This is a genomic window from Agrococcus sp. GW821-FHT14H11 (assembly GCF_058803545.1).
In genome coordinates, this window is the sequence record NZ_JBXAPA010000009.1 from 81,971 (window position 1) to 96,017 (window position 14,047).

Annotated in this window: 10 protein-coding genes; 1 reads left to right on the forward strand and 9 read right to left on the reverse strand. The window is 67.0% G+C overall.

Annotation, left to right across the window (positions count from 1 at the left end; genetic code table 11):
• The first annotated feature begins 253 nt into the window (after window positions 1–253).
• Window positions 254–1,333 (forward strand): tyrosine-type recombinase/integrase, encoded by a 1,080-nt coding sequence (locus AC1RNL_RS11140; RefSeq protein WP_492935253.1) that lies wholly within the window; start codon window positions 254–256, stop codon window positions 1,331–1,333.
• Here the strand turns inward: AC1RNL_RS11140 and AC1RNL_RS11145 are convergent.
• The 9 genes from AC1RNL_RS11145 to mobF form a co-directional block, all read right to left on the reverse strand.
• Window positions 1,296–1,745, reverse strand: coding sequence for a very short patch repair endonuclease (locus AC1RNL_RS11145; protein ID WP_492935254.1), 450 nt, complete (start codon window positions 1,743–1,745; stop codon window positions 1,296–1,298). The genes AC1RNL_RS11140 and AC1RNL_RS11145 overlap by 38 nt on opposite strands.
• Before the next feature lie 40 nt (window positions 1,746–1,785).
• The gene (locus AC1RNL_RS11150; RefSeq protein ID WP_492935255.1) at window positions 1,786–3,033 is read right to left on the reverse strand and encodes a DNA cytosine methyltransferase; all 1,248 of its coding nucleotides are present in this window, start codon (window positions 3,031–3,033) and stop codon (window positions 1,786–1,788) included.
• A gap of 8 nt (window positions 3,034–3,041) precedes the next feature.
• Window positions 3,042–3,647, reverse strand: a complete 606-nt coding sequence (locus tag AC1RNL_RS11155; protein WP_492935256.1) for a hypothetical protein — start codon at window positions 3,645–3,647, stop codon at window positions 3,042–3,044.
• Window positions 3,644–5,299 (reverse strand): DEAD/DEAH box helicase family protein, encoded by a 1,656-nt coding sequence (locus AC1RNL_RS11160; protein ID WP_492935257.1) that lies wholly within the window; start codon window positions 5,297–5,299, stop codon window positions 3,644–3,646. The genes AC1RNL_RS11155 and AC1RNL_RS11160 overlap by 4 nt, the downstream gene beginning before the upstream one ends.
• Window positions 5,296–7,632, reverse strand: coding sequence for an ATP-binding protein (locus tag AC1RNL_RS11165; protein WP_492935258.1), 2,337 nt, complete (start codon window positions 7,630–7,632; stop codon window positions 5,296–5,298). Before AC1RNL_RS11165 ends, AC1RNL_RS11160 begins: the two co-directional genes overlap by 4 nt.
• A gap of 190 nt (window positions 7,633–7,822) precedes the next feature.
• Window positions 7,823–9,040: a HEPN-associated N-terminal domain-containing protein gene (locus AC1RNL_RS11170; RefSeq protein WP_492935259.1), complete on the reverse strand. Its 1,218-nt coding sequence runs from the start codon at window positions 9,038–9,040 to the stop codon at window positions 7,823–7,825.
• A 46-nt stretch (window positions 9,041–9,086) separates the two neighbouring features.
• Complete coding sequence (locus AC1RNL_RS11175) at window positions 9,087–9,443, reverse strand: sulfate permease (protein ID WP_492935260.1); 357 nt, start codon at window positions 9,441–9,443, stop codon at window positions 9,087–9,089.
• A 181-nt stretch (window positions 9,444–9,624) separates the two neighbouring features.
• Window positions 9,625–10,227 carry a hypothetical protein gene (locus AC1RNL_RS11180; protein ID WP_492935261.1) on the reverse strand — a complete coding sequence of 201 codons (603 nt, stop codon included), beginning with the start codon at window positions 10,225–10,227 and terminating at the stop codon, window positions 9,625–9,627.
• Window positions 10,228–10,374: 147 nt separating this feature from the next.
• Window positions 10,375–13,911 (reverse strand): MobF family relaxase, encoded by a 3,537-nt coding sequence (gene mobF / locus AC1RNL_RS11185; protein WP_492935262.1) that lies wholly within the window; start codon window positions 13,909–13,911, stop codon window positions 10,375–10,377.
• Window positions 13,912–14,047: the final 136 nt, after the last annotated feature.

A 14,047-nucleotide genomic window follows, 5' to 3' on the forward strand; every position in this document is an offset into this window, starting at 1 on the left:
GGCGACGCTCTCGTAAGGTGACGGATCGTGCTGAAATCATGCCCTCCCCGCTCTCCCGCTTCGGCGTGCCGATCGTGTTGTTCGCTTCATGGGTAGACCGCGGACTCCGATCGGCACGTTCGGGAAGATCCGGGTTGCCGCGACAGAATCAGGGCGCTTCGTTGCGAGTGCCAGGTATCGGGATTGGGATGGCGCCAGTCGCCAGGTGTCGGCGACGGCGGGCAGTCGAGCTTCCGCGGAGCACGCCCTGAAGGTGAAGCTGTCGAAGAGGTCATTGTTCCAGCCGGGTTCGTCCGACCTCACCCCGGACAGCGGCTTTCCCACGCTCGTCGACTACTGGTTGGCAGATATGGAGTTGGAGGGTCGGCTCTCGTTGACGACCATGCAGCTCTACGAACGGAACATGCGCGGTCTGGTGATTCCCTCCTTCGAGAACCTCACGCTGCGAGAGGTCGGTGTCGCACGCTGCGACTGGTTCCTGAAAGGGCTGGCGCGCGAGAGCCATAGCAAGGCGAAGCAAGCGCGGGTCGTCCTGCGGCTCGCTCTCGGGCTCGCGGTACGGCATGAGATCCTGCCGCGAAATCCGATAGACCATGTGAGCCGCCTACACCGCGAGCCGACTCTCCCGGAGGCGCTGACGCCCGTGGAGGTCGATGCCGTTCGCACGGCGGTTCGGCATTGGGAGTCGGGTCTGAGCAAGACGGGACCCCGACCGGACGGTCAGCTCAGCTCCATAATCGAGGTGATGTTGGGCACGTCGGCACGCATCGGGGAAGTGCTCGCGCTGCGACGCCGAGACGTGGACGTAGCCTCGTCTCCTGCGACTGCGCGAATTGCTGGGACGATTGTTAGCCGCCGCGGCGTGCCGACAATCCGGCAGGACCACCCGAAGACGGCGCGCTCGCGCAGAGTCGTCGCGTTGCCGTCGTTCTCCGCGGAGGCGCTGCGTTCGAGGCTCGCTCAGCAGGGCAGGATCGGGGACGACGACCTGGTGTTCGCGACCCGAGGCGGCACACCGCTGACGACGAACAACGTCCGTCGCCAGCTCCGGCATGTGCTGGATCTCGCGGGCATCGAAGGGGTCACGCCTCATATGTTCCGACGCACGGTGGCGACTGCGATCAACGAGCTTGCGGGCGTCGAGCTCGCCGCTGCTCTTCTCGGCCATACGGACCCGAAGATCACACTGCAGCACTACATCAGGCGCAACGAGACGGTCGATCCCATCACGGCGGAACTTCTTGATCGCGCGTTCGCCAAGAGGGACGCCCGATCGACCGGCCGGCAAGGCCCCATTACTCGATGGTCGTGGGACTTGGGCCGCGGAGTGTGAGGACGGCCGATCGGATCGTCTCCACGACGGTCGCTGTGTCTTCGTGCTCCCAGAATCGGAGGACGGTCCACCCCGATTCTTCTAGCACCCGTGTCGCATGCGCGTCGCGCTCTTGGTTCCTCGCGAGCTTGGGGCGCCAGTAATCAGAATGCGCGACAGGGATGACGCCATGGATCGAGCACCCGTGCCAGAAGCAGCCATCGAGATACACGGCGATTCGCTTTCGTGTGAAGACGATGTCGGCGCGTGATCGCAGCCCTGGAAGCGGTGGGATGTCGACCCGGTAACGGAGCCCGCGGCGGTGAAGTTCACGACGGACGCGGAGTTCCAGCCCTGTGTCTCGGCCGCGGTTGGATCGCATCGATTTCGCCGTGCCCGGTGTCGAGGCCCAAGACTCGGTGATCGCGGTCATGCTCCGACGGTAGCCCGGCCTGTGCGACGGAGCCAGGCGATCAGGCAATCACTGCCGCCCGCGCGGCGGACTCGTAGATGACCGGGTCAGTGCCAGCATCATCCGCGGTCTCAGCCGCAGAGGGCGTGACCGGGCGCTCGGCTCTGAGACTGATGAGCGTCCGGCCTACCTGTGCGGCGACATCGACGGCGACGGCGTTCCCAATGACGCCCATGACCCGACTGCGGACGCCGGGAAATTCATAGTCCTGCGGAAATCCTTGAACGAGAGCGGCTTCCCGGATGCTCAAGTATCGGACGGTGCCGTCGAGTTCACGCAGCATCGCCTCTCCCCCGGCCACTCCGTGGACGCCAGCCTTGATGGTCTTGCTCGGCATATCGAGTGGGCTGCCGTTGTGCTTCGCGTAAGTTCGCGCGCCCGGAATGGCGACATGGTTAGGCCAATCCGTTGGCGCTGTCTCGACGGCCGGCTCCGGCACATCGACGAGAAGGTCCCTGAGGGTCTTCCAGGCCAGTCGGTCGTCGGGAACGCCCGTCTTCTTGATCCGCTCGATTTGGGCCTTGAGCCGTTCGGGAGTCTCCTCCGGCTTCGGGAGTCCATGGCGCTCCCAGTAGGTCCCGGTGACCCACTGCTGGTGAAGGAGAACGTCCCGGCCGTGCGTCCTGGTGATGCCGGGCCAAGAGCCCGCGTTCTTGAGGTCGGCACGGATCGCAACGAGGAAAATGCGCTTGCGACTCTGCGGGACGCCGATGTCAGCCGCATCGACCTCTTCCTGGTAAACGCGGTAGAGCTCCTTCAGGTTGCTGGCGCGAATCCGCGAATGGTGCTCGTCCCAGAGCTCCCCTTCTTTCGGCGTGATCGTGGGACGCCGGAGCTGGTCGCGGACGTAGTCGAGATAGGGGGCGAATGAGGGCCGGGTGAGGCCGGGGACGTTCTCGAAGACGACGTAGTCGGGCAGAAGTTGCCTAACGATGTCGAGCGCAGCGGGGAACATGTTCCGGTCGTCGGAGTGGCCGGCGCCGGTGCCTGCGAGCGAGAACGGCTGGCATGGCGGGCCGCCGGCGACGAGGTTGATCGGACCGAGTTCGGCGAGTTCCGCAGTCGTCTTACGAACGTCCTTCTCGAAGACGTGCTCCTTGGTCCAGAGGGAGGAGTCTCGTTCGGCGTTGTGACGGAGGACCTTCGCGGCCGGCGCCCACCACTCGACGAGCGCCTCGTGGGTGAAGCCGGCCTGGCGCATGCCGAGGGCCATGCCGCCGCCACCGGCGAAGATCTCGACGGAGTTCAACTGGCCATTCATCGTGCACTTCCGAGCTGTTCGCGGACGTAGTGGACACTGAGCCCGCAGCGGCTTGCGATGGCGGTGTGCCCGTCGGCAACGTCCCGTGCGGTAACGGTTCCCGGCGGCTCGGTGACCACGACATGACCAGGAATGCCGAGATCAACGCTCGCCCGAAGCGCCGCCCAGACAAGGTTCTTGAAGTTCCTCGCCTCGTCCCATGCGAGATACGCCAGAGCGCCGTTCTGATCGGCGGCGTGAGCGTGGAACGGCTTGATTCCGCTAGTTCCTTCGACGAGCGTCCATCCGGCACCGAGCGCGGTTCTAATGATGTCCTGTGCCGTCGTACCTCCAGACTTGCCGAATCTGGCATAGCGGCCCATCCCGCGCAGGGCACGGGCGTATTCCTTCATAGGCCCGTCTTTGATCCATGCGCGTGCGGCCTCGGGGGTCATGTATTTCGTGAGGATGCCGCCGACCCGGGCGTCATCGACCCAGGCGCTGTACGCCTGGCTGCGGTCACGCGGCGGAAGGTGGGTCCAGTTCTTGGTCTGCGCGTCTTCGTAGAGGGCGGTGACTACGTTGACGAGCTGGGCCTGCGGTACCAGGGTGTCCCGCGTCATGCCGGCAGGACGTCCGGGTCGAGGAACTGGAGCCGCGCCTCGTCATTGGCGGTCTCCAGGTCGGCCGCGTCGAGTATCCATTGCTCCAAGAGGCTCTCGGCGCGCAGATCGTTGAACTGGATGCTCGGCTGAGGCACGGTAGGGAGAACTTCGATGTCGCTGACTTCGAGCTGGCGGCGCATGTTCAGCAGCGCCGCGACGCGTCGGATGTCAGAGACGAAGTCGAGCGCGAGAACACTCTCCTTTCCCTCGCGCAGGCGTAGGCCGCGGCCGAGCTGCTGGACGAAGATGCGTCGACTGTGCGTGACGCGCGCGAAAGCGAGAATATTCACGTCGGGGACGTCCACGCCCTCGTTCAAGATGTCGACAGCGGCGAGGATCGGTATGCGCCCGGCGCGAAAGTCAAGAAGCCGCTGCTGACGGTCGCGCTTGTACATGCCGGCGTGGAGGGCCGCCGCGTTGGTCCACTCCGGGAGTCGCCGAAGGAGTTGCTCCATGCGTTCGGCATGTTCGATGGTCTGGCAGAAGACGATCGCACGCGGCGAGACGGTTGCGTTCCAGGCCTCCTTGAGCGCGTCGATGACGGCCTCGTCACGCTGCGTCAGGAACAGCCGCGAGTTGAGTTCCTTGATTGAGTAGTTGTTGAGGCTTGCCTCGCGCACGACATCCCAGTCGATGTTGTCCACGAACAGCCGGTAGTCGACCGTGGCGAGATAGCCACGCCGCATGCCGTCTTCGATGCCGAGCTTGAAACTTGCTACGCCGAAACGGTTCTCGATGTCGTACTTGTCCCCACGCCATGGGGTGGCGGTGACCCCGAACTGGAGGCTGTCCTTCAACTCGTCCAGGAGCCGATCGTACTGGCCATCCGCGCCGACGTGGTGGGTCTCGTCGATCATCACGAGGCCCGGCTTCCAGCCGCGTAGCACGGCGCCGAGCGCGCTGGCCGTGGTGGCGCAGGTAACACCGGAAAGCGAACCTGGCCGGTCTTCCCCCGTCAAGACCTGCGTCGGTACGCGCTTGGGCAGGTGTCGCCACAACGCCCGTTCGAGCTGGTTGACGAGTTCCTTCGTATGGGCGACGACGAGGACGTCCTGGTCCGGGTTCTCCCGCAGGTAGCGCCCCACGATCTCGCCGCCGACCACCGTCTTGCCGAGTCCGGTCGCGAGAATCAGCAAGGCGCGGCGGCGCGTTTGAAGGTCGGACCAGAGCGCGGAGACGGCGGCGTCCTGGTAGTCGCGCAGGACGATCGGCGTGTGCTCTGGGGCGGCGTCGAAGAGCTGTTGGAGGTCTTGCCCGGTCCAGAAGTTGATCGTGCGCCCGAGCCGGAGCAGCTCGGTGGCCCGCTGTTCAGCGTCCGATGAGGGCTTGGTGTTGGTGACGACGACGGCCTTGCTCGCGCCATAGTGCTCGAACGCCGTCGACACTTCGTCGACGCCGGAGCGGTCGACCGCTCCCTTGTTCTTCCATTTGGACTGCAGGACCCAGAGCTGGCCGTTGAAGGTACCGAGCAGGTCGCCGCCATGGTCTCCGGGACCGTCGATGTTCACCACGTCCCGGAACCCGAGTAGCCCCATGAGCCGCTCAACCTGACGGGTGAATCGATCGGGACCGCCTTCCAATAGCCGTCGCGGCGCCAGGAAGGAGGTCATGCGGCCTCCTCCGCGGTGGGCTCGGCAATCTCCTGGGACAGCAGCAGACAGGCGAGGCGGCCGCGCTGGAGCTCCTCGGGGCTACGGCGAGCCGGGACGTCGGAAAGCGTCGCGACGTCGCCCAGAAGATCGACGATGCGGTCGGCAGAGGCACGCTTGGCTGCAGCGTTGCCGAGAGGCTGGTAGGAACTACGGAACACTCTGCCGTCGAGGAACGCCTCCGGGCGTTGTTCGACCAGATGCACGAGCGCGGCTCCGGGCACGTATCCGACCCATTCTCCAGATGCGATCACGTCCTCCCAGCTCGCAGAGCCTCCTTCGACGGCGAACAGTCGTTCGGCGGCGGCCTGGTCGTCTGCGGAGAGCAGGCTCCAGTAGCCGGCGGCGTTGCCCGCCACGACCGGCTGCATGGCCTCGCGAATTCGATTCAGGGTCCTCCTGGCCAGGTCGGTGAGGAAGGGGCCGGCGATGCGGTGATCGGGCAGGCACTTGTCCTTGAGGTCGGCGAAGATCGCCGAGATGGCGCGGCTGGAGCTGTCGCGCACGCGCAAGAAGTCGGCCAGCTCGATCACGACGAGGTCGCGGGTGTCGACGCCGAAGTCGACGAAAATCGGGTGCTCAGAGTCTATGAAGACCTCGACCTGGGCTCCCTTGCCGGAGGCGACGTACACGGGAACAGGGCTGGTCTCATTGGGGCGGGTGATCCGATGTCCCCGAACGAGCCAGGCCTGTACTTGCAAGGGTGCGCCGTGGCCTGGGAGCCCGAAGCTCGCGTCGAGGTCGGGAACTGACGACGCGCCGACGCGCCACTTCGCGCGGCGGTCGTCCTCGCTCTCGACGAGGGTCGAAGGTGACGGGGCTGCCGGGGGCGTGACAGGACTGGTCGGAAGCAGCCCTTTGGCCGTGAGGATGTCGCCGCCGTCTCCGGGCTCCGGGTCGGAGACAGGCGGTTGCGTCGCGGCTTCCTTGAGTTCCAGATGCTGGGCCGCAGCCTGGTACCACTTCTCGTCGGTCTGGAAGTCGAGCTCTCCCTTACGGAAGTTGTCCGCCCATTCGCGGGCGAGTTCGTGAAGGGCGACCTTGCCGTTTCCCGGAATCAAGTCCTTGAGTCCGGGCTCGTTGGTCCGGTAGCCGGTGAAGAGCTGCGCGAGTGGCGAGGAGTTGGGGCCGTAGCCGAGCCGCTGTCCGATCTTGGGGCGCAGCGGACCATCTCCGCGAAGGACGCGGACGACACGCTTCCACTCGGGGGTGTCGTACTCGAAGGCGTTTTTCTGGTAGTTCACCCGGACATGGTCGATGTGGACCTCTCCGACGATACGACCGAGCCCCCGAGGGAACTCGATCGGGTACTCGACCTCACTGCTTCCGGTCGGGTCGTCGGGGTCGTCCCAGTTGAACAGGTTCCGATTTCGGACGAGGATTTTGCGGCCGTTACGGATGAAGTCGATCCCGAAGTCCGAGGAATGGATGTATCGCTGGATGCCGACCCATCCCCAGATGCGTCGCACGCGCACCTCAACCCGGGTGCTTTCGCAGTATTCGCAGATGGATTCGCCAAGGTCCTGCCATTCGCCGCAATCCAGACACACGCGGCGATCGGGCAGTTGCTCGTCGATGTCGAAGATCGCCGGGATGCGCTCATTGCTGCGGACGACGAAGCGGCTCTTGTCCCAGACGCAGGGCAGCCGCGGCTTCACGAGCTCGCCGTCGACGATCAGCTGGAAGCCCTGGGTCGAGAGAAGGTAGCTGTAGATGTCTCCGAGGATCTGCTTGATCTTCGACTGTCCTCGACTGACCGTCTGGTGATGCTCCTGCTTGAGATTGCGGATGACGATCTCGGTGCCGTGCTCGCCGCCCGTGCTCTTGGGCTCGGTGACGACGGGCAACTTGAAGTCGGTGCCTGCGGCGAGCGCTTTGAGGTCGATCGTGACGACGGTCCAGTACGGGTCTTCCGCGCGGGCGGTGCGGACGACAGCGACCTGTCCCAGGCGGGCAGTGGCGATGTTGAAGCCCACGCCGAAGAGCCCGAGCTGTCCGAACCGATCGTTGCTCGTCCATCCGGCGCGTAACGCGTTGTTGAGCTGGTCGAGGGTCATTCCGGGGCCGTTGTCCTTGACCCAGACCTCGCCGTCCTTAGGTGTGCTGCTCCGCGCCGGGAGCGTCACCCAGACCGTCGGCGCGTCGTCTTCCGGAGGGTTGCGGAGGAACTCGTCGAAGGAGTTGTCGACCAGTTCCGCGATGCACTGCCACGGCGCGAACTCGATGTCGCCGAGGACGCTGAGCAGCCGCGGGTGCGGTTGAACGTTGATGGTGTCCGGAACCACGTCGGTCACGCTCGATCACCTCTTTCATCCGTGACGCGCTCGTCTACGACGATTGAGGCTGGCAGTGGGCCGGCTCAAGGCCGAACGACGACCCCGCTGACCCAAGGTTACCGAGAGCCGCGGACATCGCTCCCGCCCCCGGAGGGGTGTCGAGTAGCCCTCGGGAGGAATGCGCGAGGCGCGGTTCGAGGGGTGGGGTCTATCGCGGGAGTGCAAATGTCGAGACGGTCGCGGCGTCGAGGACGAGCGACGGGTGATGGGGGACGGTAGCGGAGTCGTCGAAGCAGCGCTCGTTTGAGATGTCGAGGACGAGCGACACACCTCCCGGACGCGGCGCCGACGGATAGACGAGTCCGATCACGTCCTGGTTCTCGGCCGGTTTGAAGACTCGGAGGAAGTACTCGGTGAGCACTTGCGTGGGGACGTAGTCGATGGCCTCATCGCCAGGGGCGACCGGAATGCTGAGCGTCTTCACGAACTCGTGCAGGAAAGTGATCTCGCGACGAAAGCGCCCCAGCCGCGGGTCGAAGACCGACGGAGTGGTCGGCAGGGCTGTGAAATCGACCACAGTGACGTCGCTGCTCAGCGAGAACCGGCCGACCGTGACATGGTCTCTGTCCGCTGCGGCATGGACGGCGACCTCGACGATCGCCGTGTCGAGGTCCATGGCTCCGTAGAACATCGGAATGCCGGCGGGACTCATGCGGTTCGGCTGCTTCGCGTGCTCGCGCTTCCCGGTACCGAGTCGACCGGCTGACGCGGCAGGCTGCAGGACAGAGCCTTCGTGCGTTTGCGCTCGCCAGACGGCCGATGCCGCAGGCAGCACGCGAACCATTCCCAGCTGTTCGAGAAGCTGCCCGATGTCGTGAATGATCTTGCCGGGCGGCACTTCGCCATAGCCGCGCAGCTCCTGTTCATCGACGTCATCGACCAGCCAGATCACGTAGCGGGTGCGGTACTTCACCGATTCGCTGAAGGCGCTCCATGCGTCGCGAAGGACATCGTCGCGTCGTCGCCACACGTAGTCCCGTTCGACCCATGTGGTGTCGTGGATGGAGTTGCGTACTTCGTCGACGAGGCCCTCGCCGAGGAGGACGTCCTCGAACCGGCCGACGAGATCCCATGAGTCCAGGCCGGGTCCAGCGAAGAACTGGTATCCGCCCTCCTTGGTTTCGTATGGCACGAACTCGGCGTCCGCATCGTTGTATTCGTTGCGCAGCCCGGCTACGAAGACATCCATAAGGACGTCCAGAGAGGCCGCTGGAGACCGAGCGCAGAAGCTGCAGGTTTCATCGGTGGACTCGACGGAGACGATGGCGTCCTCGAGGGCGTAGTCGTCGACACACGCCGTGCAGACGAACTTGTCGGTGTAGCTCCACCCCTGCTCGTCCTGCTCCATCATCATCCGCTTTGCCATGCCCACAGCAGCAATGATGGCCCACGAGTACGCCTCTCCTTGCTGGCTACATGGCGTGGAACTCCTTCGTCTCGTTCAGTCGACGTGCATGACGGCTCCGAGCGGCCTCCTGGATGCGGAGGCGGGTCAGGAGGACGAAGCTGACAGGTCCCATGACAAGGAACTTCATCGCGTTCCATATGCACAGCAGCACTAGGAGGTTGAGCCAGCCGATGCGACCATCCGCCGCCAGGGTCGTGAAGACGCTCGCGGCCAGCAGGTACGGCGCGGCGAGGAGCATCGCGGGGATGCCCCACTTCAGGCCGCGGCGCGTGCGGATCAGGTCCAGCAGGATGTTGGTGGGCATGTAGCGCCGCAGGAAGTAGCGGATGCGGACGCTCAGCACCCAGAGCAGTCGAAGCATGGCCGGGCCTCTCATCAGACGTGTCTCTCCGTCGAGGAGGCAGATCATGATGAGTGGCCCCGAAGGGACTGTCCCGAAGGACCTGCGCTAAATGGAACGCTGCCTCACGACAAGGGTACGACGCTCCCACGACATCCGTAAGAGGTGCGCTCCCGCCTGCAAGGAGAAGGGTCGCGGTCCGTCACTGTCCCTCCGCGCGGGTCGGTTCATGTGAGGCGCCGCTCACAGGAAGGAACGAGCCGTCCCACTGTGGCTCGAATGCATGGGTGAGGTACGGAGAGGCTTCCTGCGACGGACTGATCAAGCACCAGAGCGCACCCCGAAGTCGCCATGTCGTCCGGATGAGATCAAAGACCAGGCCGACCATCTCTTCAGCGGACACCGGCTCGGGCTCCGGCAGCGGTTCGCCAATCTCACTCTTCGGGCGCCATAGCTTGGATCGCTCCCATTGCTGCTCTGAGGCGAGGTTGAGTCGGAGAGCGTCGTGCACGAAACGATTTCTTCGTTCGTAAAGCGTGGCTGCGTCGGTGATCGTGTCCATCGCGAGAGGCCGGGTCCGGTCGCTGAATCGCTCGCATTGCGCAGCGTGCTCAGCGCATTCTGCGATCAGCACTTGGAACTGCTGAGGAGTGTGAAGGGCCGCCTCAAAGTCGGAGCCACCGCCCAGCCTCACATGGAGATAGCGCGCGACAGCCTCCATGCTCAACGCCGCTTCAAGAATCCGTCCGCGCAGGTACGTCATCTGGTCTGCCATCGGCAGCGCGTGCACAGCGTCGAGATCCATGTCGCCATGGTGGCAGGCGGTGCGCGGAAGTCGCGTCATCGCTATCTGGGAGCCCCAGCGGTGCGCTCCATGCGACGCGGGCATTGCCCATCCGCGCTGGCGATCTGGCTCCATCTCGCAGCCGGGACTGACCGATCGCGTCTGCCACTACAGCGACCGTCCGACTCGCTCTGTTCCGATGCGCCCGGCGCGCTCCTGCTCGGGTCGATCCGCGTGGGCAACGCGCTGTGCGCGGTCGAGCGCGGCCCGCGCGCGGGCCGCGTCGAGCTTCTGCACGTCGCTCGCGGCCGGTGCGCCGAGCGGCGACAAGTCGGTGACGTCGTAGCGGTCGCGGTACGCGGCGACCGTGCGCAGGTGCCTTCGCCAGGCCGCTGTGGCCCGCGCGTCGTTCGGCGGCGCGCCGAGCCCTGCGGCCCAGCTCTGTCCGTCGCTCAGTGCCATGTCGAGAAGCGCGGTGGCACGGGCTTCGATGAGGTCGCGTCGCTCGGTGAGCGCCTGCCGCATGTCGCCGTTCATCGCGCCGGCCGCCTCGGGGATCAGGCCGGCGATCAGGCGGGGCGCCTTGCGCGTGCGCCCCGACCCGGCGGGCCGGGCGGTGGCCCTCGCGAGGCGGTAATGGAGGACGGCGGCGATGTCGTCGGCGTCGCCGAAGCCGCGTGCGCGGACGACTCTAGGCAGCAGGGTCTCGACGTCGTGCTGGTTCGCCTCGGCCCTGCGGAGCTCGGCGGTGAGAGCGCCGAATGCCGGTGAGGCGATCGCGTCGTCTGCTTCGTCGTCGGTGAGGCCGGAGGCTCGGATGAGGAGTTCCCAGCGGTCGTGCTGTGCTGCGGCGGCCAGCGTCTCGTACTCGGCGGCGAGCTGGGCGATCGACCCCCATGCGTCCTGCTCGGCGGTGATCGTCTCGTGGGCGGAGAGCTCGGCGCCGACGTGCTGGAGGATGCCGGCGAGCACGCTCCGTCCGGTCGCGTCGCTGCTGCGGGGGCCGTCGTGTGCGGCGTCGGGTCGGTCGACGGCGACGTAGGCGGTGTTGGCGTCGGCGCCGCGGGTCATGGCGACGTAGAAGTTCTCCCGCGTCGTGCTCGCGTCGGCGAGGACGTGCGCGGTCTCGACCGTGATGCCCTGCGCCCGGTAGGCGGTAACCGCGTAGCCGAGGTCGACGTGCTCGGCCGCGTAGCCGGCGGGGAGTACGACCGAGGCGCCCCACGTCCGGCCGGCGCGGCGGAGGATGAGGGAGCCGTCGTCGCGGACCTCGGTGACCGTCCACCTGTTGCCGTTGCGGACCCAGCCCCTCCCGGCGCGCAGGCGGCGGTCGTTGTGGCGGGTGACGACGGTATCCCCGGCCGCGGCTCTCGTGCCGTCGCGCAGCTCGACCTCACGGCGCGCGTCCACGGTGCCGTCGAGGATCAGGTCTGCTCTGACCCGCTCGTTCAGCGCGAGCACCGATTCGTTGGAATCCGCGACCAGCACAGCCGCCTTACCGGCGAGGGTGTCGGTGCGCCAGGCGCGGTAAGCGGCGTCGATCATCGCCTCCGTCTCACCCTCGGCGACGCGACCGTGCTCCAGATAGGCGTCGATCGCCTCGGTGCGGCCGTGCCGGAGCCCGAGGGAGGCGGCCTTCTCCCACTCATTGACGAGGCGGTGGATGTCGACCAGCTCGGGGGCGTCGTCGCGGTCGTGCACGAGCATCGCGAACGCCCCCGACGCGGCCGGGGACTGGAGTTGCGCGTGGTCGCCCACCAACAAGACCTTCGCCCCGGCCTCGGCGGCAAGCCCGGTGATTCGGTCCAAGGACAGGGAGCCGGCCAGGGACGCCTCATCGACGATGACGAGCTGGCCCGTGCGGAACATGGCCCCGGTGCGCTGGTGGGTGTCCCACCACTTCGCGGTGTTCTCGGTCTTGATGCCGAGGTCATCGGCGAGGACCTGCGCCGCGACCGCCGAGGGTGCCAGCCCGACGACGGAGCCGCGGCCGTGCTCGGCCTCCCACGCCCGCCGCAGCGCCGACATGGCCGTGGTCTTGCCGGCGCCGGCCGGCCCCACGAGCACGTCGACCACACGGCCGGAGACGGCGACCGAGGCGAGGGCGCCGGCCTGGTCGTCGCCGAGGACCCGGCCCTCGGGGTCGGGTTTGCCCGTGAGCCTCTCCACGGTCGCCAACGGCACGATCGGGCCAGTGGTGGTGCGGGCGCGCTCGAGGAGGCGGTCTTCGGCCGCCAGCAGGATCTCGGAGGAGAACACCGTCGAGTGGCGGGGCCGGAACACGCTGGTCCCGTCTCGCCGCTGGAACGCGGCCGGGGCGGACGCGAGCTCGGGTGGCGTGAGGCGCAGCGACCCGGCCTCGGCGGCATCCACGACGAGCCCGACGACCGCCTCGCGGTCGTGGATGGTGGCGAACCTGTAGCCCATCGTCTGCCGGGCCGCCTCGGCGGTCAGGTTCCAGCGGCGCCAAGTGGACCGCTTCTCGCCGACCGCCTCCACGACGCTATTCCCGAGACCTGCGATCACATCCAGGGGCACGTCGTCGGCGCGCAGAAGCAGCGATGCGTCGTTCGCGGTGACGATACGCGCCCACGCGGTCGCATCGGTCCCGAGCAGCCGGCCGGCGCGCCGCCGCCAGTCGGCGGTGATGTCCGCGAGCGAGCGGACCTCCTTCTCCGGCCGCGTGCTCAGAGTGGCCCGGGCGCGGAGCTTGATGATCGTCGCCGTCGAGGGCTGCCGCCCATGCCGGGCCACGTACTCGGCGATGAGCCGGTTCTTCTCCGCGTCGATGTGCCGGGAGCGGGATGAGAACTCGGCCACCAGCTCCTCCGGCACGGCGGCGATCGCCCACGACGGGTTCCGGTCCCGGCCCATGTCGCGGGCCTCCCACTCGACGCCGAACGCGCGGGTGAGGTGGTCGGCGAACACGGCCTCGTGCAGCTCGGACAGGGCGACCGTCGCGGCATGCATCGGCCGGCCGTCGAGGGACCGCCACTTGCCGTCGAGGACGGTCTGCGTCTTGTTCGACACGACCACGTGCGTGTGCAGGTGCGGGTCCCCCGCCCGGCTGTCGTAGTGGTCGAACGCGGTGGCGATGAGCCCGCGCACGTCGACCTGCGCAACCGCGCCGTTGCGTCCGGTTGCGCCGGTGCGGGTGGCTGCAACCTCCCGTTCCATGAACGCAACCACCTCCGCAACCGCCGCATGGTGCGCGTCCGCGATGAGCGCCTGCGTCCCGGCGTCCGCGACCGCCCAGAGCACCGACGCGGACTTCGGGATCGAGAAGGTGAAGTCGTAGCCCGCAACCGCCCGGCGCGTGCCGCGCCCGGTCTCCTCGGCCTCGATCCCGGCGACCGCCTCGGCCATCGCCGCCGGCCCCATGTCGGTGTCGAGGTCGGCGACGCGGGCGGCGACCCGCTCTGCGGCGCTGCGGTACTCCGGGTACGCGCGCCCCAGCGGGGCGCCGGTGATCGGGTCGCGGCCCATGCCGACGAGGAGCTGGAGGTGGGCTTGCGAAACCTGATCGCCCACCGCGATCCGCCCACCGCCGAGCGCGGCGACGCCGGAGCCGAGCCAGCGACCGGGCGGGCTTCCCTCCTCCGCGTAGTAGCGCGTCAACGGCGTCGAGAGCGACCGGTCGCCATCGCCGGCCGCGACCGTGCGCAGCAGGTACTTGTACCCATCGCCCGCGCTCATCACGCGCATCGAAACCGTCAACCGACCAACCGCCTCCGCTCACCAGACAGGTGAGCGGAGGCGGTCTGTCGCACCAGATTCGAAGAACGAATCTCGCGGCCACCAGTGCAGGGTCGTATTCGAGTGGGGCGAATGTCCCGACGGT